18 protein-coding genes are annotated in these 19620 nt (G+C 68.2%); 9 read left to right on the top strand and 9 right to left on the bottom strand.

From position 1 onward, the window contains the following. Window positions 1-71 precede the first annotated feature (71 nt). Both H3H55_RS26815 and potE read left to right on the top strand, forming a co-directional pair. Window positions 72-2372 (top strand): Orn/Lys/Arg decarboxylase N-terminal domain-containing protein, encoded by a 2301-nt coding sequence (locus H3H55_RS26815; RefSeq protein ID WP_193100914.1) that lies wholly within the window; start codon window positions 72-74, stop codon window positions 2370-2372. A gap of 54 nt (window positions 2373-2426) precedes the next feature. After that, a complete protein-coding gene (potE, locus tag H3H55_RS26810; protein WP_129516982.1) occupies window positions 2427-3812 on the top strand; it encodes a putrescine-ornithine antiporter in 1386 nt (461 codons plus the stop codon). Window positions 3813-3851: 39 nt separating this feature from the next. Here the strand turns inward: potE and H3H55_RS26805 are convergent, their stop codons facing one another. Continuing rightward, window positions 3852-4760 carry a LysR family transcriptional regulator gene (locus tag H3H55_RS26805; RefSeq protein WP_193100913.1) on the bottom strand — a complete coding sequence of 303 codons (909 nt, stop codon included), beginning with the start codon at window positions 4758-4760 and terminating at the stop codon, window positions 3852-3854. 269 nt (window positions 4761-5029) lie between these two features. Between H3H55_RS26805 and H3H55_RS26800 the strand changes: the two genes are divergently transcribed. Further along, the gene (locus H3H55_RS26800) at window positions 5030-5614 is read left to right on the top strand and encodes a putative glycolipid-binding domain-containing protein (protein ID WP_193100912.1); all 585 of its coding nucleotides are present in this window, start codon (window positions 5030-5032) and stop codon (window positions 5612-5614) included. Window positions 5615-5641: 27 nt separating this feature from the next. Here the strand turns inward: H3H55_RS26800 and H3H55_RS26795 are convergent, their stop codons facing one another. Both H3H55_RS26795 and H3H55_RS26790 read right to left on the bottom strand, forming a co-directional pair. Beyond that, on the bottom strand, window positions 5642-6634 hold the full coding sequence (locus H3H55_RS26795; RefSeq protein WP_193100911.1) for a sulfonate ABC transporter substrate-binding protein: 993 nt from the start codon (window positions 6632-6634) through the stop codon (window positions 5642-5644). A 171-nt stretch (window positions 6635-6805) separates the two neighbouring features. After that, entirely contained in the window at window positions 6806-7213 is a 408-nt protein-coding gene (locus H3H55_RS26790; protein WP_193100910.1) for a DUF427 domain-containing protein, read from the bottom strand. 313 nt (window positions 7214-7526) lie between these two features. Here H3H55_RS26790 and H3H55_RS26785 point away from each other — a divergent pair, with 313 nt between their 5' ends. Further along, entirely contained in the window at window positions 7527-9188 is a 1662-nt protein-coding gene (locus H3H55_RS26785; protein ID WP_193100909.1) for an ABC transporter substrate-binding protein, read from the top strand. Between the two features lie 42 nt (window positions 9189-9230). On the opposite strand, the gene H3H55_RS26780 is transcribed toward H3H55_RS26785, so the two are convergent. The 6 genes from H3H55_RS26780 to H3H55_RS26755 all read right to left on the bottom strand — a co-directional run bounded on the left by H3H55_RS26780 (window position 9231) and on the right by H3H55_RS26755 (window position 15134). Then, a complete protein-coding gene (locus H3H55_RS26780; protein ID WP_193100908.1) occupies window positions 9231-10178 on the bottom strand; it encodes a TauD/TfdA dioxygenase family protein in 948 nt (315 codons plus the stop codon). 162 nt (window positions 10179-10340) lie between these two features. Continuing rightward, on the bottom strand, window positions 10341-11294 hold the full coding sequence (locus H3H55_RS26775; RefSeq protein WP_193100907.1) for a TauD/TfdA dioxygenase family protein: 954 nt from the start codon (window positions 11292-11294) through the stop codon (window positions 10341-10343). A gap of 148 nt (window positions 11295-11442) precedes the next feature. Beyond that, on the bottom strand, window positions 11443-12288 hold the full coding sequence (locus tag H3H55_RS26770) for an ABC transporter ATP-binding protein (protein ID WP_193100906.1): 846 nt from the start codon (window positions 12286-12288) through the stop codon (window positions 11443-11445). 40 nt (window positions 12289-12328) lie between these two features. Further along, window positions 12329-13159 (bottom strand): ABC transporter permease, encoded by an 831-nt coding sequence (locus tag H3H55_RS26765; protein ID WP_193100905.1) that lies wholly within the window; start codon window positions 13157-13159, stop codon window positions 12329-12331. A gap of 34 nt (window positions 13160-13193) precedes the next feature. Then, a complete protein-coding gene (locus tag H3H55_RS26760; protein ID WP_193100904.1) occupies window positions 13194-14036 on the bottom strand; it encodes an ABC transporter permease in 843 nt (280 codons plus the stop codon). 15 nt (window positions 14037-14051) lie between these two features. Further along, a complete protein-coding gene (locus H3H55_RS26755) occupies window positions 14052-15134 on the bottom strand; it encodes an ABC transporter substrate-binding protein (protein ID WP_193100903.1) in 1083 nt (360 codons plus the stop codon). A gap of 851 nt (window positions 15135-15985) precedes the next feature. On the opposite strand from H3H55_RS26755, the gene H3H55_RS26750 reads away from it, so the two are divergent. The 5 genes from H3H55_RS26750 to H3H55_RS26730 all read left to right on the top strand — a co-directional run bounded on the left by H3H55_RS26750 (window position 15986) and on the right by H3H55_RS26730 (window position 19616). Beyond that, complete coding sequence (locus H3H55_RS26750; RefSeq protein ID WP_048250404.1) at window positions 15986-16168, top strand: Flp family type IVb pilin; 183 nt, start codon at window positions 15986-15988, stop codon at window positions 16166-16168. An 89-nt stretch (window positions 16169-16257) separates the two neighbouring features. Next, entirely contained in the window at window positions 16258-16737 is a 480-nt protein-coding gene (locus H3H55_RS26745) for a prepilin peptidase (protein ID WP_193100902.1), read from the top strand. Between the two features lie 20 nt (window positions 16738-16757). Beyond that, window positions 16758-17771 carry a Flp pilus assembly protein CpaB gene (gene cpaB, locus H3H55_RS26740; RefSeq protein WP_193100901.1) on the top strand — a complete coding sequence of 338 codons (1014 nt, stop codon included), beginning with the start codon at window positions 16758-16760 and terminating at the stop codon, window positions 17769-17771. Between the two features lie 65 nt (window positions 17772-17836). Beyond that, a complete protein-coding gene (locus H3H55_RS26735) occupies window positions 17837-19219 on the top strand; it encodes a type II and III secretion system protein family protein (RefSeq protein WP_193100900.1) in 1383 nt (460 codons plus the stop codon). A 13-nt stretch (window positions 19220-19232) separates the two neighbouring features. Next, on the top strand, window positions 19233-19616 hold the full coding sequence (locus tag H3H55_RS26730; protein WP_193100899.1) for a CpaD family pilus assembly lipoprotein: 384 nt from the start codon (window positions 19233-19235) through the stop codon (window positions 19614-19616). Window positions 19617-19620: the final 4 nt, after the last annotated feature.

Genomic DNA, 19620 nt, shown 5'->3' with positions numbered 1-19620 from the left:
CCGTGGCCTGCGTCCGGGTGCTCGCGAGACGAACAACCCCAACGAAGCAACGGAACAACGAGGGCAACATCATGAATACGTCCGTCGGTGGCATCCGTCGTCTCGGCATGCGTGCGCTGCTGGTCGACGACGAGATCACGCAGGAAACGGCAACCGGGCGCGCGGTCCGCACGCTGAGCGCGGAGCTCGTGCAACGTGACATCGACGTGCTCACGGCGACCTCCGCCGACGATGCGATCGTATCGATCCGTTCCGATCCGTCGATCCAGTGCGTGCTGCTCGACTGGGATCTCGGCGTGGACGGCCACGGGCCGTCCGAGGCCGTGGTCGACGCGATCCGGCAGCGCAATGCCAACGTGCCGATCTTCCTGCTGGCCGACCGCAGCGTCGCATCGACGGTGCCGGCCACGGTGATGGGCAAGGTCGACGATTTCGTGTGGCTGCTCGAGGATACGGCCGACTTCATCGGCGGGCGCATCCATGCGGCGATCGAACGCTATCGCGCAACCGTGCTGCCGCCGATGTTCGGCGCGCTCGCGAAGTTCTCGCGCGTCTACGAATACTCGTGGCATACGCCTGGCCACACGGGCGGCACCGGCTTTTTGAAGTCGCCGGTCGGCCGCGCGTTCTTCGAATACTTCGGCGAAGCGCTGTTCCGCTCCGACCTGTCGATCTCGGTCGGCGAGCTCGGCTCGCTGCTCGACCACTCGGGCCCGATCGGCGAAAGCGAGCGCTACGCGGCGCGCGTGTTCGGCGCGCACCGCACGTATCACGTGACGAACGGCTCGTCGACGTCGAACCGCATCATCCTGATGGCGAGCGTGAGCCGCGACCAGATCGCGCTGTGCGATCGCAATTGCCACAAGTCGGCCGAGCATGCGATGACGATGTCGGGCGCGATCCCGACCTACCTCGTGCCGACCCGCAACCGCTACGGGATCATCGGGCCGATCGCGTCCGAGCGCCTCACGCAGGCGGCAATCCGCGAGGCGATCGCATCGAACCCGCTCACGGTCGGGCTCGCCGATCGCCAGCCGAAGCACGCGATCGTCACGAACTCGACTTACGACGGCCTGTGCTACAACGTCGCGCGTGTCGAGGAGCTGCTCGGCGCGAGCGTCGATCGCCTGCATTTCGACGAAGCCTGGTACGGCTACGCGCGTTTCAATCCGATCTACCGCGACCGCCATGCGATGCACGGCGACCCGCGCGACCATCATGCGGACCGGCCCACGGTGTTCGCGACGCAGTCGACGCACAAGCTGCTGACCGCGCTGTCGCAGGCGTCGTACATCCATGTGCGCGACGGCCGCAACCCGATTCCGCATGGCCAGTTCAACGAAACATTCATGATGCACGCGTCGACGTCGCCGAACTACGCGATCATCGCGTCGAACGACGTCGCGGCCGCGATGATGGACGGCCCCGGCGGCGAAACGCTGACGCACGAGTCGATCGAGGAGGCCGTCGCGTTCCGGCAGATGATCGCGCGGATGAGTGCCGAGTACGCGGCGAAGGGCGACTGGTTCTTCGAATGCTGGCAGCCCGACACCGTACTCGAGGCGCGCACGGGCCGCACGCTGCCGTTCCATGATGCACCGCCCGAGCTGCTCGCGAGCGACCCGTCGTGCTGGGTGCTGCGCCCGGGCGCGCAATGGCACGGCTTCGGCAATATCGAGGATGGCTACTGCATGCTCGATCCGATCAAGGTGTCGATCGTCACGCCGGGCGTCGCGCCGGCCGGCGGCCTGATGCCGGTCGGCATCCCGGCGAGCGTCGTGACCGCGTATCTCGATGCGCGCGGGATCGTCGTCGAGAAGACGACCGATTTCACGATCCTGTTCCTGTTCTCGATCGGCATCACGAAGGGCAAGTGGGGCTCGCTCGTCAGCGCGCTGTGCGACTTCAAGCGCGACTACGACGCGAACCTGCCGCTCGACCTCGCGATTCCGTCGCTCGCGAAGGAGCATGGTTCGCGTTATGCGGGCATGGGGCTGAAGGACCTGGCCGACACGATGTTCGCGGCGATGGAGCAGCTCGGCACGACGCGGCTGATGTCGGAGGCGTTCTCGATCCTGCCGACGCCGGAGATGAGCCCGGTACGCGCGTACGAGCATCTCGTGCAGGGCCGCGTCGAGCAGGTCACGCTCGATGAACTGGCCGGGCGCACGGTCGCCACCGGCGTCGTGCCGTATCCGCCGGGCATTCCGCTGCTGATGCCGGGCGAGAACGCGGGGCCGGCCGGCGGCCCGGTGCTCGGTTACCTGAAGGCGCTCGAAGCGTACGACCGGCGCTTCCCGGGCTTCGCGCACGACACGCACGGCGTGGAAGTCGAGGACGGCACGTACCGCGTGTACTGCCTGAGTGCCTGACCGGGCGAACGAGCGACCGGCCGCGCGGCGGCCTCACATCGAAGGATCGACATCATGGAAAACGCAGCGCGCATGACCGACGCGGCCCCGGCGGCCGCGCCGAAGAACCGGATGAATGTCTGGCAGCTGACCATCCTGACGGCAGTCAACATGATGGGCTCCGGCATCATCCTGCTGCCGTCGAAACTCGCGCAGGTCGGCACGATCTCGTTGCTGTCGTGGATCGTCACGGCCGGCGGCTCGCTCGCGCTGGCCTATGCGTTCGCGCGCTGCGGGATGCTGAGCCGCAAGCCGGGCGGGATGGGCGGCTACGCGGAATACGCGTTCGGCAAGGCCGGCAACTACATGGCGAACTACACGTACGGGCTGTCGCTCGTGATCGCCAACGTCGCGATCGGCGTCACGGCGGTCGGCTACGGCACCGTGCTGTTCGACGCGACGCTGACGCCGCTGCAGACTGGCCTGTGGACCATCTTCCTGCTCGTGCTCACGACGGTCGCGAACTTCGGCGGCTCGCGCATCACCGGCCGGATCGGCGCGGTGACGGTGTGGGGCGTGATCATTCCGGTCGTCATCGTGTCGCTGATCGGCTGGTTCTGGTTCAGCGGTGCGACCTGGGGCGCCGCGTGGAATCCGCACAACCTGCCGTTCGGGCCGGCCGTCGGCGGCTCGATCGCGGTGACGCTGTGGGCGTTCCTCGGGCTCGAATCGGCGTGCGCGAACTCGGACGCGGTGGAGAACCCGGAGCGCAACGTGCCGATCGCGGTGCTCGGCGGCACGGTCGCGTCGGCGATCTTCTACATCGTGTCGACCAACGTGATCGCGGGGATCGTGCCCAACGCGATTCTCGCGGCATCGAACGCGCCGTTCGGCATTGCGTTCGCGACGATGTTCACACCGACGGTCGGCACGATCGTCACCGCGCTGATGGTGATCGCGTGCATCGGCTCGCTGCTCGGCTGGCAGTTCACGGTCGCGCAGGTGTTCAAGAGCTCGGCGGACGTCGGTTACTTCCTGCCGGTGTTCGCACGCGCGACGCGCACGGGCACGCCGATCGTCGGCATGGTGATCCTGCTCGTCGCGCAGGTCGCGCTGGCGCTGATGACGATCAGCCCGGAATTGAGCAGCCAGTTCCAGAAGATCGTCGATCTCGCGGTCGTGACGAACCTCGTGCCCTACGTGATGTCGATGGCCGCGCTGATCACGATCCAGAAGGTCGCGAAGGTGCCGCCGGCCAAGGCGCTGCTGACGAACGCGATCGCGATGGTGGCCACCGCGTACAGCTTCTATGCGCTGTTCAGTTCGGGCGAGCAGGCGCTGATGCTCGGCGGCCTGTGCGTGTTCCTCGGCTGGACGCTGTTCGGTTTCGTCAGCGCGCGCTTCTACCAGATGGAAGTCGACGCGCACGTGAAGGAGCCAGGGAAGTCGCTGCAGGCGTGACGGCGGGCGGCCATCGATGACTGCCGGTGGCTGTCGTCGTTAGCGGTGGCGCTGCGTCAGCAGCGGCGGGATTGCCTGCTTCAGCAGATCGACGACGGCCCGCACGCGCGGCGGCAGCGGCCGCTGCGCATGCACGAGCGCATTGAGTGCGAAATCGGGGATCGCGTACTGCGGCAGGAGCCGGACGAGTTCGCCGCGCGCGAGCGCGTCGGCGCAGGCCGGGTGCTGCACCACGCCGATGCCGCCGCCGGCCACGATCGTGTCGAACATCGGGCGCCAGTGGCTCGTGGTCATGACCGTGCGGATCCGCGCGTGCTGGACCGCGCCGCCGTCTCGTTGCAGCGGCAACTGCTCGTTGGCGAAGACCCCTTTCACGCGAATGAACGGATGGGCCGCGAGATCGGCCGGCGTGTCGAGCGGGCCGTGCCGGTCGAGATACGACGGCGCGGCGACGAGTACGCGGGCGACCTCGCCGAGCGCGTGCGCGACGAACCCGCCGTCGTTGAGCTGGCCGACCCGGATTGAAATGTCGACGCCTTCGGTGACCGGATCGACGATGTCGTCGTTCAGTACGAGGTCGATGTGCAATTCCGGATACGCGGTGCGGACCTGCATCAGCACGCGCGGCAGCACGACCTCGCCGAAGCATTGCGGCGCCGCGAGCCGGATCGTGCCGTCGAGCGCGTGTTCCGTCTTCGATACCGACGCGACCGCCACCTCGGCCGCGTCGAGCAGCGCCTTGCTGCGCTCGTAGAAGATGCGGCCTTCTTCCGTGCAGGTCAGCGTGCGCGCACTGCGCAGCAGCAGCCGCGTGCCGAGATGTTTTTCGAGTCGTTCGATGCGCTCGCTGACGGCCGGCTGGCCCATGTCGAGATCCCGCGCCGCGCCGGACATCGTGCCGCGCTCCACGACCCTGACGTAGATGCGCATCGTCGCCAACAAATCCATGTAGTCGCGCCTGTTGTCTGCTTGTGTCTGCTGGTCCGGTTCCCGGCCGATAACGACCGTCGTCGACGAACGACGATGCGTGCCGGAGCGTGTTCCGCTCGACCGATGGTACCAAAGCATCGTCGGCCTGACGGTGCGGGTTGGGCCGATACTGACTATCGGTTCGAAGCCGGCTGGTGCCGGCGGGCATGCGGTGTGCCGAAGCCGCGTGCGTTCCGCGGCCTCGTGCGCGAAAATCGGCTTCCGCGCGACTGACAGGAGACAGCGACATGACGCAACAGGACGGAGCCGGGCGCACGCGATGCGTCGCATGGCAGGTCGTGCAAACGTGGCAGTCGGCCGAATGGTGCCGGCTCGTGGAGTCGCGTACGGGAATCGACCTGTCGGGTTCGGTGTCGGGTGCGATCGACGGCACGCCGTTTCGCATCGATTACGCAATCGCATGCGGCGCCGACTGGCTCACGCGTTCGGCGCGCGTAATCCGCTGGGTCGGCACGCAGCCGCCGCGGCAACTGGACATCGCATGCGAAGGAGGGCGCTGGACGATCGACGGCGTCGATACACCGACGCTCGCGGGCGCGACCGATATCGATCTCGGTTTCAGTCCGTCGACCAATACGCTGCCGATCCGGCGGCTCGCGCTGGCCGTCGGCGATTCGGCAGCGATCCGCACCGCGTGGCTGCGTTTTCCGGATTTCGACCTGGTGCGCGGCGAGCAGCGTTATACGCGCACGGCGCGTCACGTGTATCGCTACGAAAGCGGCACGTATGCGGCCGATATCGCGATCGACGACGCGGGCCTCGTCACCGACTACGACGAATGGCGGCGCATCGGCACCGCGCCCGCGGCGTAACGCGTCGCATCGCGTTTCGGCGGCGCGTCAGCGCGCGCTGGCAACCGTCAGCTTGCCCGGAATCAGCTTCAGCGCGCTGAACGCGTCGGCGATGTTCTGCTGATACGCGACCGTCGCATCGGTAATGGGCTGCACGCCGTAGCCGGCGCGCTTGAGTGCGATTTCGAGCGTCGGCGCGTCGAGGCCGACGAGCGGCGACAGTTGCGTGGCAACCTCGGGAACGTGGTCGCGTGCCCAGCGATCGGTCGCGTCGACTTCGTCGAGCAGCGCGCGCAGCACTTGCGGCTGCGCCGCCGCGTACTTGCGCGCGGCAAGGTAGTACTGCGTGTTGCGCACGAGCCCGTCGCCGTTCGCGATCACGCGCGCGCCGAGTTGCCGCTCGGCGGCCGCCAGATACGGATCCCAGATCACCCACGCATCGACGTTGCGCTGCACGAACGCGGCGCGCGCGTCGGCGGGCGTCAGGTAGATCGGCTGGATGTCGGCATACGTGAGGCCCGCATGTTCGAGCGCCTTCACGAGCAGGTAGTGAACGTTCGAACCCTTGTTGAACGCGACCTTCTTGCCGCGCAGTTGCGCGACGTTGCGGATCGGCGAATCGGGCAGCACGACGATCGCCTCGCCCTGCGGTGCGGGCGGCTCGTTGCCGATATAGACGAAATCGACGCCGCCGGCTTGCGCGAAGATCGGCGGCGTTTCGCCGACCGTACCGACGTCGATCGCGCCGGCGTTCAGCCCTTCGAGCAGTTGCGGGCCGGCCGGGAATTCGAGCCATTGCACCGCGACACCCTGGCTCGCGAGACGCTTCTCGAGCGTGCCGCGCGCCTTGAGCACGACGAAGTTGCCGTATTTCTGGAAGCCGACGCGCAGCCGCGTGCCGTTGCCGTCGGCCAGCGCGGGCCGGGCCGCGAGCGGCCCGAGCGCGAGCCCGGCCAGCCCGGCGGCCGCGCCGTGCAGCCACTGGCGGCGGCGCGGGTTTGCCGGTGTCGTTTCAACGTCTGCGTGCGGTATGTCGTTCATCGGAGCGTCCTGCGTGCGGGTTCACGGGCCGCGCGCGAAGGCGCGGCCGACGCAGGACTTGGCCGGATGCGGGCGAGGCACGCAACGGGTCGGCCCGCGCCGGATTCAGGACGATACGGCCGCGCGCGCCGGCGGCCAACCAATGAATGCGCATATGCAAATCAGCGGCGCTCAATCGGTGCCGGTGGCGCTTTCCTCGATCGAGTCGACGCGGTCCGGATAGAACGCGAGGTGCCCGCGAATCGCTTCGACGGCCGGATACGGATGCTCGTACGTCCACACGGCGTTGGTCGCGCGTTCGCCGCCGGCCGGGATCGAGTAATACGCGCAGTCGCCCTTGTACGGGCAGTAGGTCGAATGGTCCGTGCGCTGCAGCAGCGACATGTCGGCGTCTTCACGCGGGAGATAGAGCACGGCCGGGTAGCTGGCTTCGCGCAACGCCAGCGCGCGGCGCGTATCGACGACGACCTTGCCGGCCACCTTGACCACCAGGCGCGACGGATGCGGTTCGATCGTGATCGGATGATCGGGGCCCGGCGATTTCACGGGACGAGCGGGCGTATCGGAACTGATCGACATCGTGTGTCCTCCAGGAATCGGCGGCGCGACGGCGCCGGGCGGATCCCGGCGCGCCCGTGCCGGCGTTTGCCAGCCGATACGATGCGCCAATTCCGGAGAGTCTGCAGGGGGCCGGATTGACGGCGACCGGCCGCGCGCGACAGGGCTGTCGGGCAATCCCCCGGCGCTCGCGTGGACATTTTCATGCACGGGCAGCGGGATGCATCCCCGGCGATAAGCAACGCCGAATTTATTGGTAAGCGATCGGCGGGCGGCGCGCGAAGATCGGCCGTCGTCATTCGCATGACAGCCATCGTCCTTTCTCTCCGCCACCATGAAGAACGCTTTCGTTTCGTCAGCCGCGCGTCGTGCGCGTGGCGCACCTCATGCCGTTGTCGCGCTGCGCTGCATCGCCGCGTCGCTGTTGCTCGCCGGCGCGGCCACGCAGGCGCTCGCCGCGCCGACCGGCAAGACGCTCGTGTACTGCACCGAAGGCAGCCCGGCCGGCTTCGATCCGGGCCAGCACACGACGAGCACCGATTTCGACGCGAGCACGTACACGATCTACAACGGGCTCGTGCAGTTCAAGCGCGGCACGCTCGATCTCGAACCGTCGCTCGCGACGAGCTGGGACGTATCGCCCGACCAGCGCACGATCACGTTCCATTTGCGGCGCGGCGTGAAGTTCCAGACGACCGCGTGGTTCAAGCCGACGCGGCCGTTCCAGGCCGATGACGTCGTGTTCACGTTCCGCCGGATGCTCGATCCGGACGATCCGTTCCGCAAGGCCTACCCGGTCAGCTTCCCGTACTTCAGCGATCTCGGTTTCGACCGCAACGTCGAGCGTATCGAGAAGATCGACGACTACACGGTGCGCTTCGTGCTGAAGTCGCCCGACGTCGTGTTCGTGCGCAATCTCGCGATGGCGTTCGCGTCGGTCCTGTCGGCCGAATATGCGGCGCAGCTCGCGGCGCGCCATCGCGAGGCCGACATCAACCAGTTCCCGGTCGGCACGGGGCCGTTCCTGCTGCGCACGTACCAGAAGGATGCGCTGATCCGCTACGACGCGAATCCCGACTACTGGAAGCCGGACGACGTGAAGCTCGCGCGCCTCGTGTTCGCGATCACGCCCGATCCGGCCGCGCGCCTGCAGAAGCTGGTGGCGGGCGAGTGCCAGGTGTCGGTGTTTCCGCGGCCGGCCGATCTCGACACGGTGCGGCGCGACCCGAAGCTGACGCTGTTTTCGGGGATGGGCTTCAACGTCGGTTTCGTCGCGTACAACACGCAGCACGCGCCGCTCGATCGCGTCGACGTGCGGCGCGCGCTCGACATCGCGATCGACAAGACGGCGATCGTGAAGACCGTCTTCAACGGCGACGCGAAGATCGCGACGAACCCGATGCCGCCCACGCAATGGTCGTACAACCCGCGCCTGAAGGATGCGCCGCGCGATCCGGCCGCCGCGAAGGCGCTGCTCGCGCAGGCCGGCTTCCCGAACGGCTTCGACCTGACGCTGTGGGCGATGCCGGTGCAGCGGCCGTACAACCCGAATGCGCAGCTGATGGCGCAACTGATCCAGCAGGACTGGGCGAAGATCGGCGTGCGCGCGAAGATCGTCAGCTACGAATGGGGCGAGTACAACCGCCGCGCGAAGCACGACGGGCAACACGACGCGATCCTGTACGGCTGGTCGGGCGATAACGGCGACCCCGACAACTGGCTCGGCACGCTGCTCGGTTGCGACGCGGTGCACGGCAGCAACCTCGCGAAGTGGTGCAACCAGGATTTCGAAAAGCTGGTGAGCGCGGCGCGCGCGAACGGCGATGTCGCGAAGCGCACGGCGCTGTACGAACAGGCGCAGGTCGTGTTCAAGGATCAGGTGCCGTTCACGCCGATCGCGACGTCGATCGTGTCGTTGCCGGTGTCTCGGCGCGTACACGGGCTGACGTTCTCGCCGCTCGGCGGGCACCGGTTCGACGGCGTGTGGCTCGATTGACGGAAGGGCCGGCGCGCTCGCGCGCGCCGGTGCCGGTTGCGCTCAGTTGAGCGCGACGGCCGCCGCCGTTTCGACCGGCGAGCCTTCGAGCGCGACTGACGGCTGCCCGTCGGGGCCGACCGGCACATCGCCGGTGAGGGTCGTGCGATAGAGCTGGCGGTCGAAGTCGAGATCGAAGATGTCGACTGGCGCGAGATGCGCGGTCGCGCGGTTGTCCCAGAACGCGATGCTGCGCGGTTCCCACTTGAAGCGGATCGTGAATTCCGGCCGCGTCACGTGTTCCCACAGCAGTTCGAGCAGCGCCTGGCTTTCGCGCGGCGTGAGCCCGACGATCGATTTCAGGAAGCTCGGGCTCACGTACAGCGCGCGCTCGCCGGTCTCCGGATGCACGCGTACGAGCGGATGCTCGGTCACGAGCGGGCGGCGCTCGACCGCTTCGTCGAACGCGCCGGTTGCGCGCGCACCGGCCGGCGGCGTGAAGCGGTGCAGGCCGCGCAAGCCGTCGACGAAACCGCGCAGCGGCGCGGACAGCGTTTCATACGCACGCACGAGGTTGGTCCAGTGCGTGTCGCCGCCGTACGGCGGGATCGTCACGCCGCGCAGGATCGATGCCCACGGCGGATTCACGGCGGCCGTCACGTCGGTGTGCCAGCCCGTCCACGGCCGGCGCACCGGTTCGCCTTCGAAGCGCGTCGCCTTGCGATGTTTCGCGATCGAATAGACGGCAGGATGACCGTCGACGTGTCCGAACACCGGGTGGCCGACCGTCGGCTCGCCGAACTGCGCGGAGAACGCGACATGCTGCTCGTGCGTGAGGAATTGCTCGCGGAAGAAGATGACGCGCCATTTCAGCAGCGCGGCGCGGATTGCCGCGATCTGCGGCGTGGTCAACGGTTGCGTGAGGTCGACGCCGCGTATTTCCGCGCCGATGTGGGCGGACAGCGGGATCACGTCGACCGGCTGGGCGGCGGGTTCGAGTAGGGCGCTCATGCGACGCTCCTGGCGGAAGTGAACGGGGCGGATGGCCGACATCGTTGCGGGTGCACACGTTGGCTCGGTGGCGACAGGTTCATGATCGGGTGTCCCGGGGTGGCGAATCGGGTGGAACGCGCGGCGGCACGCAGGGAATCGTGCCGCCGCAAGGCTCGGGCGTTACTGCAGTGTCGCGCCCGGCCCTTTCAGCACGACGCTCTGGCGGCCGTCGATGCCGACCGGCACGTCGCCGTGAACGGTCGCGCGGCGCACGACGCGGCGCGCATCGCCGTAGTCGTTGATCGCGTAGTGTTGCGTCGCGCGGTTGTCCCAGATCGCGACGTCGCCTTCCTGCCAGTTCCAGCGCACGGTGTTCTCGAGACGCGTCACGTGCTCGTGGAACACCTGCAGCAGGTGCGCGGAATCCTGCGCGGACAGCCCCTTGAGCCGCTGCACGAAGTGCCCGAGCACGAGCGTGCGTTCGCCGGTTTCCGGATGGACGCGCACGACCGGATGCTCGGTTTCGTAGACGGTCGACGTGAACACCTCGCGGTAACGCTTCAGTTGCGCATCGTCGGCATGCACGTGCGTCGACGCGTAGTCGTACGCGTTCGTGTGCAGCGCCCACAGCGTGTCGGCCAGTGCGCGCAGCGGGTCGGGAAGATGAGCGTACGCGGCGGCCGTGTTGGCCCACACGGTATCGCCGCCGAACGGCGGAATCACGACCGCGCGCAGGATCGAGATCTTCGGGTATGCATCGACGAAGGTCACGTCGGTATGCCATGAATTGGCGCGCGCGCCGTGCGTGGAATCGAGTTCGAGCAGGTGCGCGCTACCGTCGACGGGCGGCACGGTCGGGTGCGCGACGATATCGCCGAAGCGGCGCGCGAACGCTTCCTGCGCGGCGTCGTCGAGATGATGCTGGCCACGGAAGAACAGCACCTTGTGGCGCAGCAGTGCGGCCTGGACCGCGTCGAACGTCGTGTCGTCGAGCGTGGCCGACAGCCGGACGCCGGCGATCTCCGCGCCGATCCGGCCGGCGACCTGACGCAACTGGAGCGGGGCGGCGGCCGTGCGCGGCGCGGCGTGCGAAGCATGGGAAGACGGGTGAGCGGCGTGCTGGACTTCGGACATCGGGAGTCTCCTGGAGTCGGGTCGATCGAATCTCCATTCAAGCAGGGACCGCGCGGAACCGGAACCGATGAATCGTCACAACCTTAGCGTGCAAGTTTCGATGATCGATATGTGTCGTTTTGCTGAGCAATACGCATGAGTCATGCACTTACCACGCGAGCCGCCATTCGCCGATCCGGTGACGGGGCGTCATACCGATGCGTTTGCCGCCCGCGCCATCGTTGCCCGGTGGGTCGCGTTCATCGAAATCGGCGAGCACCGTGTCGCGCAGCCGCGCGAATTCCGGCGAATCGCGCCGGCGCGGCCGCGGCAGTGCGATGTCGACGATGCGCTCGATGCGGCCCGGGCGCGGTGCCATCGTCACGACACGGTCACCGAGATAAACGGCTTCGTCGACATCGTGCGTGACGAGCATCATCGTGATGCGCTCCTGTTCCCAGATGCGCAGCAGTTCGTTCTGCATCCGCGCGCGGGTCTGCGCGTCGAGCGCGCCGAACGGCTCGTCGAGCAGCAGCACGCGCGGGCGGTTCACGAGGCCGCGCGCAATCGCGACGCGCTGCGCCATCCCGCCCGACAACTGGTTCGGATACGCGTGCTCGAAGCCGTTCAGCCCGACGAGCGCGATGTGATCCGCGACCGCGCGTCGCTTCGCCGTCGCGTCGAGCGGCGCGTTGCGCAGCGCGGCGCCGATGTTCTGTTCGACGGTCAGCCAGGGGAACAGCCGGTGATCCTGGAACACGATCCCGCGTTGCAGCGACGTGTCGCGCACGCGTTCGTCGCCGGCGTGGATCTCGCCCGCGTAATCGGTATCGAGCCCGGCGATCAGCCGCAGCAGCGTCGACTTGCCGCAGCCGCTCGCGCCGACGATCGTGACGAATTCGCCGGCACGCACGTGCAGCGACACGTCGTCGAGCACGGCGAGCGACGCGCCGCGTTGTGCGTAGCGCTTGCTCACGTGGAGGATGTCGATCGAATCGGAGGCGAGGGTCGTCATGGCGGGGCGAAGAAGGTTGCGGCAGGGAAGGAAAGGGCGATCATCGCGACAGGTCGCCGCGCCGGGCCAGCACCTTGCGCTCGATCGCGCGCGCGATCGCGTTCAGTGCCCAGCCGGTCACGCCGACGACGATGATCCCGAACAGCACGAGATCCATCCGGAACTGCTCGCTGCCGTCGATCAGCGTGTTGCCGATGCCGCTGCCGGCGACCAGCAGGTATTCGGCGCCGAGCGTCGCGAGCCACGAATAGATCAGGCCGAGATACAGCCCGGTGAAGATCGACGGCAGCGCGGCCGGCAGGATCACGTAGCGGACGAGCTGCAGCCGCGAGTAGCGCAGCGCGCGGGCGACGTCGACATACGCGCGCGGCACCGCGTGAATGCCGTCGCAGGTATGCGCGGCAACGGGCAGCAGCGCGGCGAGCGACAGGAACACGACCTTGGCGACGTCGCCGAGGCCGAACCACACGGAAATCAGCGGAATCCAAGCGAACAGCGAGATCTGCTTGAACGTGTCGAAGCTCGGGCCGACCATCCGCGCGGCGACGCGCGACAGCCCGAGCGCCGCGCCGAGCAGTAGTCCGCCCGCCGCACCGATCGCGAAACCGCAGGCTTCGCGTGCGAGCGACGCGGACAGCGCGCGGCCGAGCGCGCCGCTCGCGGCCTGCACCCACGCGGTGCGCAGCACGTCGGCCGGGCCGACGAGCAGCCCGCTTTTCACGAGATGCGCGGAAGCGATCGCCCACCACAGCGCGAACGCGGCGAGCGGCAGCACGAAGCCGCGCCAGTCGGGCGCGTGCAGACGGCGGGGAGATGCGGCGGCCGGCGGCGGATCGTCCGGCGTGAGCGTCGGCGTGGCGGAATGCGGCACGGGTGGTCTCCTTCGGTTGGGCCGGCAGGCCGGTTCAGCCGCGGAACGCGGACGGCACGCCGCGGCGCAGGCGCGCTTCGAGCGCATCGAACAGCCGGTTGATCAGCAGGCCGACCGCGCCGACCACGATTACCGCCGCCATCACGAGATCGAGCTGGAACAGTTGCCGCCCGTACACGATCAGGTAACCGAGCCCTTCGGACGACGCGACGAGTTCGACGACGACGAGCGCGAGCCACGACTTCGTGAACGCGAGCCGCACGCCGGTCGCGAGCGTCGGAATCGCGGCCGGCAGCACGACGTGGACGATGCGTTGCCGGCGCGTGTAGCCGAACACGCGCGCGACTTCGTCGAGCGCGGGCGGTGTCTGGCGAAACCCTTGCAACGTGCTCAGCGTGACGGGGACGAGCGCCGCATGCGCGATCAGCAGGTATTTGAGCGGTTCGCCGACACCGACGAGCAGCAGCAGGAACGGCAACCAGCCGAGCACCGGAATCTGCACGAGCGCGTTGAAGCTCGGCAGCACGTACGCCTCCAGCGTGCGCGACAGGCCGAGCGCGACGCCGGTCGCGAAACCGAGCAGCGTGCCGGCCGCGAAGCCGACCAGCACGCGCTGCAGGCTGATCAGCGTGTGGCGCGCGAGATCGCCGCTCGTCGCGAGGTCGGCGAGCGCTTCATACACGCGCTCGGGCGGCGGCAGGATCTGTGGCGCGATCCAGCCGCGCGCGCTGCCGACCGTCCACAGCGCGAACAACAGCGCGGGCAGCACCCACGGCGCGAGCCGCCACGACAGCCGCTTCAGCCCCGCCGTGCGGCGCGGCTGCGCGGCGAGCGCATTCAGCTCGGACGACGGAATCGGGATCGCGGTGTCGCTCATCGGGGCAGGTCCAGGTCAGGAAAGGGGCTTGCCGGCCGCGTCGTAACGTTGCCAGTAGGTTTCGAGCTTCAGCGTGCGCAGCGCGTTGTCGAGATACTTCGGCTCGAACCAGCCGTCGACGTCGACCGGCTGGCGGATCAGCTTCAGCTTCAGCGCATCCTGCGCGACGGCCTTGTAGCGCGCGACGAGGAACGGATCGATCAGCGGCGACAGGCGATCCTTCAGGCGCTGGTTCGCATAATCGGCCTGCCACGACGAATACGGCACGCCGCTCTTCGCCCACAGCTTGAACAGCGCATCGCGGTTCGCTTCGTCGGACGACCATTGCGCGCCCTTCACGAACGCGGTGACGACGCGCTGCACGATGTCCGGATGCGCGCGCTCGAAGTCGTCGAGCACGAGCAGGTGAGTCTGGCGCGTGTACTGCGGGCCGTCGTTCTGCGATTCATAGATGATCTTCGCGAGCCCCGCGTCGCGCAGCTTGTACAGCTGGTAGTCGCCGACCGACGCGTCGATGCCTTTCGAGGCGAGCGCGGCGAGCGAACTCGCGGAGTCGAGGTTGATCACGCGCAGGTCGCGTTCGCCGAGGCCGTTCGTCGCGAGTGCGTTGTCGGCGACGAGCTGCAGGTTCGTGCCGCGGAAGATCGATACGCGGCGGTCTTTCAGGTCCTTGATCGAGCGGATCGCGGAATCGGGCGGCACCGCGATCTTGACGCCCGAGCGCACGCTCGCGGCGAGCAGCAGGTGTGTCTTGATGCCGTTCGAACGCGCGAGCACGGCCGGCAGGTCGCCCTGATACGCGAAGTCGAGCGCCTTGTTGGCGATCGCCTCGTTGACGGCCGGCCCCGCGCCCTTGAAGAACAGCCACTGCACGGTGATGCCGTCGGCCGCGAACTCCTTCTCGACCCGCTGCTGCAACTGCACGGTGGCGGCGCTCGATCCGCCGAAGGTCGGCGGATCGCCGGCGCCTTGCTGGGCGACGCCGATGCGGATCGTGGCGGGCTTGTCGGCGTGCGCGGCGGTGGCCGCCAGCGTCATCAGCATGGCCGCCAGCAGCGATCGCAGCAGGCGCAGGGGAGAAGGGAATCGTTCGGTCATGGTACGTCGGGTCGCGAGAGAGAGAAGTCGGGCCGGGAGGCGTCGAGCCATTCTGGTGGACGCTGCCGGCGCGGGACAAGCAACGATTTGAACTATGCTTATCGCCGTCCGGCGGGTTGCCGGGCCGGGTGCGCCGTTTTATGAGGACCGCAAGCGGATTCGCGTGTGCGGGTTAATCGTTCAGGATTCCGATCGTATTTGTTGACGTCATTCGATAATCGGGAAAGCGCCGATTCAGGGATTCATGAAATGGCGAAATCGCGGATTCGCATGCCGATCGACCGGAGAATCCGGGCGGTGAAATGGGTATCAGGCGGTTAAAAAAGCGATGTGGGCTCGTCATTTTCGCCGGTCTGGCCGCATGAAACGGCGCTCACGGCCCGATCCGGCATACCGGAAAACAGAATGAAAATGGGTTGTAAGCCAGGCGCTGAATGACGCATCGCAATAGTCGAAACGTTTGTCTCGGCATCTGAACCATGCGGCATGTCACGAGAAAGAATTTCGATAGATGACCGGTATGAATTTCATTGTTTCAGGGCGCTATCCATAAATACATTCCGACGCCAAATTATTTGAAATCGTCCGAAAAATTGTCTATACCCTAGACGAATCAGCGCAGTCGGCATCGTGCCGGCACGGCGCATAACAAGCGTGCGAATGAAACGATCGATGCCGTCGTTGCATGCCGCACGTCGTAGTGATCGAGTGGACTTCGAGGGTGCGAACAGCCCGATGCCAGGGCCGTTCGTAAGAGTCGCGAATGGGCGAGCGCCCTGTGCAGCCGGCGCACCCATGCAGCGTCTTTGCGTTCAACGGTCGATCATCGACCCCGTCACACGGAGGTTGCCATGCTGCAATACGTCAAGTCCCTGCTGCGTGATGAACGTGGCGTCAGCTCGCTCGAATATGCGGTGCTGGCCGGCATCGTCGTGGTCGCGCTGGCGGCGGTCGGCGTGATCCTCAGCAGCACTTCCGGTGGCTTGCCGAGCGTGTTCACGGCGCTGATCTCGAAGGTGACGAGCCTGATCTGATCCCCTGAACCCGCGCGCCGCCGACGAACACACGGATCCGCATCGGTAGAACGTATCCAGCCGGGGGTGCGCCGACGGACGGCTCTCCCATGCTCATTCTTGTGCAGTCGGTGGCCACGATCGTGTTGGCGTCGCTCGCGGCGCAGGACCTGCGCGATCGTCGCTTGTCCAATCGCGCGGTGCTGGCGTTCGCGATGCTGTATTTCGTCGCGGCGGCGCTCGCGCACGAGAGCCTCGCGCCGCTGGCCAGCCACGTGGCGACGGCTGCGGCGATGCTGCTGATGTTCGGCGGCTTGCATCACGCGGGCTGGATCGGCGGCGGCGACGTCAAGCTCGCGGCGGCGGTATTCCTGTGGGCCGGCCCGACCCTGGCGCTCCCGGTGTTGACGATCGTCGGCGCGGCGGGCGCCCTGTGCGGCCTCGCCGCGCTCGCGGCCATCGCGTGGCAGCGTCGCGCGGCGCCCGCCCGCGCGCTCGCCGTGCGCGGCGTGCCGTACGGTGTCGCGCTCGCATTCGGCGGTGCGCTCGCCGTCTGGGTGCCGTCTCCGTACGCGGTTTCGCTTACCTAGCCGGGGGGACGCACGCCGCCATGCCCAAACCTCTGAGAATGGCCGTGCTGATCGTCGCTGCCGGCATCGGTGCGTTCATCCTGCGCGAACTGTACGTCGCCGCGTCGACGACGTCGGCACCCGGCGACGCGGATCAGGCGCGCGTGCGCGTCGCGGCCGCCGATCTGCCGGAAGGGCTGCTGCTGCGCGACAACGATCTCGGCTGGAAGCGCATGCCGCGCGCGCAGGTGCCGCCCGGTGCGTTCGTCGAGTCGCAGCCGGGCGCCGATCTGAAGGGTGCGCTGCTGCGCAATCGCGTCGGTGCCGGCACGGCGATCCGCACGGACAACGTGATCCCGGCTGGCGCGCCGGATTTTCTCGCGGCCGCGCTGCAGCCCGGCATGCGCGCGATCTCGGTGCCGGTCGACGACGTGTCGGGTAACGCGGGGCTGATCCAGCCGGGCGACTTCGTCGACGTGGTGCTCACGCAGCAGATCGGCGGCTCGGCGACGTCGCCCGGCACCTTCGAAGCGGAGACGGTCGTGCGGCGCGCGCGCGTGCTCGCTGTCGGCTCGGATTTCCAGCGCGCGAAGGCGCCGGCGAGCGCGCCGGACGCGACGGCGCGCGCGCGCACGGTCACGCTCGAGGTCGCGCCGCGCACCGCGCAGGTCGTGCTGGTCGCGACGCGCCTCGGGTCGCTGTCGCTCGCGCTGCGCAGCTTCGCGACCAGCGACCGGCGGCAACCGGCGGGTGGCGACGAGCCGGAGCCGGACACGCAGCCGGTGTGGGCGGGCGACGTGTCGCGTGCGGCCCGCGAGGCTGCGCGCGTGCCGTCCGCCCGACCGGAGGCCGGCGGCGCGCGCTCGACGGGACAGGACAACACGGTCGTGATCTATCGCGGTTCGTCGATCGACGACGGGTCGCGCGGCGGCGGCACCGGCACGCCGGGCCTGCCGCCGTTGCCGTCCGGCATGCCGGGGTTGCCGGCGCTGCCGGGCGGCGGCAACGTCGCGGCGGATGCGACGGCGCAACTGCCGCGGGTGGCGGCGCCGTAATGACGGGTGAACGGATCGGGGCGGCCGGCCGCCGGCCGGCATGTGACGGGATGACGGGAACACGCATGGTGCGCATGATTCGTTGGTTCGCTCTCTGGTGCCTGGCCGGCGTCGCCGCGCCCGGCGTCGCGTTCGCGCAGGGCGCACGCGCGCCGGACGCGGGCGCGGTGCTGTCGATCGCGACCGGCAAGGGCGAGATGCTGTCGCTGCCCGAGCCGGCGATCGCGATGTTCGTCGCCGATCCGGCGATTGCCGACATCCAGGTACCGTCGCCGCGCACCGTGTTCGTGTTCGGCAAGAAGGCCGGCACGACCACGCTGATCGCGCTCGGTGCGAACCATCGGCCGATCCTGCGCAGGACGGTGATCGTGCAGGTCGACACGGCGTCGCTTCAGGCGGTGCTCGACGGCCGCTTTCCGCAGTTGAAGCTGTCGGTGTCGGGCGCGCCCGGTTCGCTGATGGTGTCGGGCAAGGTGCCGAGCGCGGCCGACGCGGACGCCGTGATGCAGTCGCTCGCGCCGTACCTGCACGACAAGGAAAGCATCGTCAACCGGCTCACGCTGTCGCGCCCGATCCAGGTGAACCTGCGCGTGCGGGTGACCGAGGTGAGCCGCAACATCACGCAGCAGCTCGGCATCAACTGGAGCGCGCTCGGCGGCGCCGGCAATTTCGTCGGCGGGCTGTTCAACGGGCGCACGCTGTTCGATCCGACGAGCGGCCTGTTCAACCTGTCGCCGACGGGCGCGTTTTCGGTGCTCGGCGGATTTCGCGCGGGGCGCTGGTCGATCGACGTCGTGCTCGATGCGCTCGACCAGGAGGGCCTGATCACGATGCTCGCCGAACCGAACCTCACCGCGATGTCCGGCGAAACCGCGAGCTTCCTCGCGGGCGGCGAGATTCCGATCCCGGTCGCGCAGGCGGGCACGTCGTCCGGCGCGATCACGGTCGAGTTCAAGCCGTTCGGCGTGTCGCTCGACTTCACGCCGACCGTGCTCGCCGACAACCGGATCAGCCTGAAGGTGCGGCCGGAGGTGAGCGAGGTCGACCCGAACAACAGCGTGACGACCGGCGGCGTCAAGATCCCGGGGCTGACCGTGCGGCGCGTCGAGACGACGGTCGAGCTGTCGAGCGGGCAGAGCTTCGCGATCGGCGGGCTGCTGCAGAGCCAGACGGCCGACACCGTGTCGCAGATCCCGGGGCTCGGCCGGCTGCCGATCATCGGCCGGCTGTTTTCGTCGAAGAACTTCCAGGACAGCAAGACCGAGGTGGTCGTGATCGTGACGCCGTACATCGTGCAGCCGGCCGGGCCCGGCCAGCTGGAGCAGGCGATCGACACCGTCGCGCGGCCGAGCAGCGACCTGGAGTTCGCGGTGCAGCACGAGCTCGGGCTCGACCTGCTGTCGGGCGACACGCCGCGCCTCGTCGGCGCCGCGGGCTTCGTGTACTGAATCGGAGGCGCCCATGCGAGTTCGAACCGCTGTCCTGACACTCCTGTCGCTGGCGCTGGCGGGCTGCATGTCGGCGCCGCCGCCGCTGAGCCTGCCCGACGCGCGGTCGATCGGCTTCGACGGCGTGCAGGCGGTGGCGCCCGACTGCGCGAAGCTGATGCAGCCGTCACATCTCGTCGACGCGGGTTTCGGGCGGCCGGGCGTGCCGTTCGGCTGCGCGACCTACACGAACCTCGCGATCATGCTCGCGCGGCCGCAGGATCTCGTCGCGCCCGTGCCGTACGGCGGCGCCGACGCGGAAGTCGCGGCCGGCGCGGTGCGCCGCTACGTCGAGGATCGCGTGAAGCAGCCGACCCCCGGCAAGACGCTGACGACGACCGGCTCGCCCGGCCATTGAACCG

Origin of the sequence: Burkholderia sp. Z1 (assembly GCF_014893795.1) — a bacterium.
GTDB classification, from domain to species: Bacteria; Pseudomonadota; Gammaproteobacteria; order Burkholderiales; family Burkholderiaceae; genus Burkholderia; species Burkholderia theae.
This window is presented reverse-complemented; position numbering and strand designations above follow the sequence as displayed.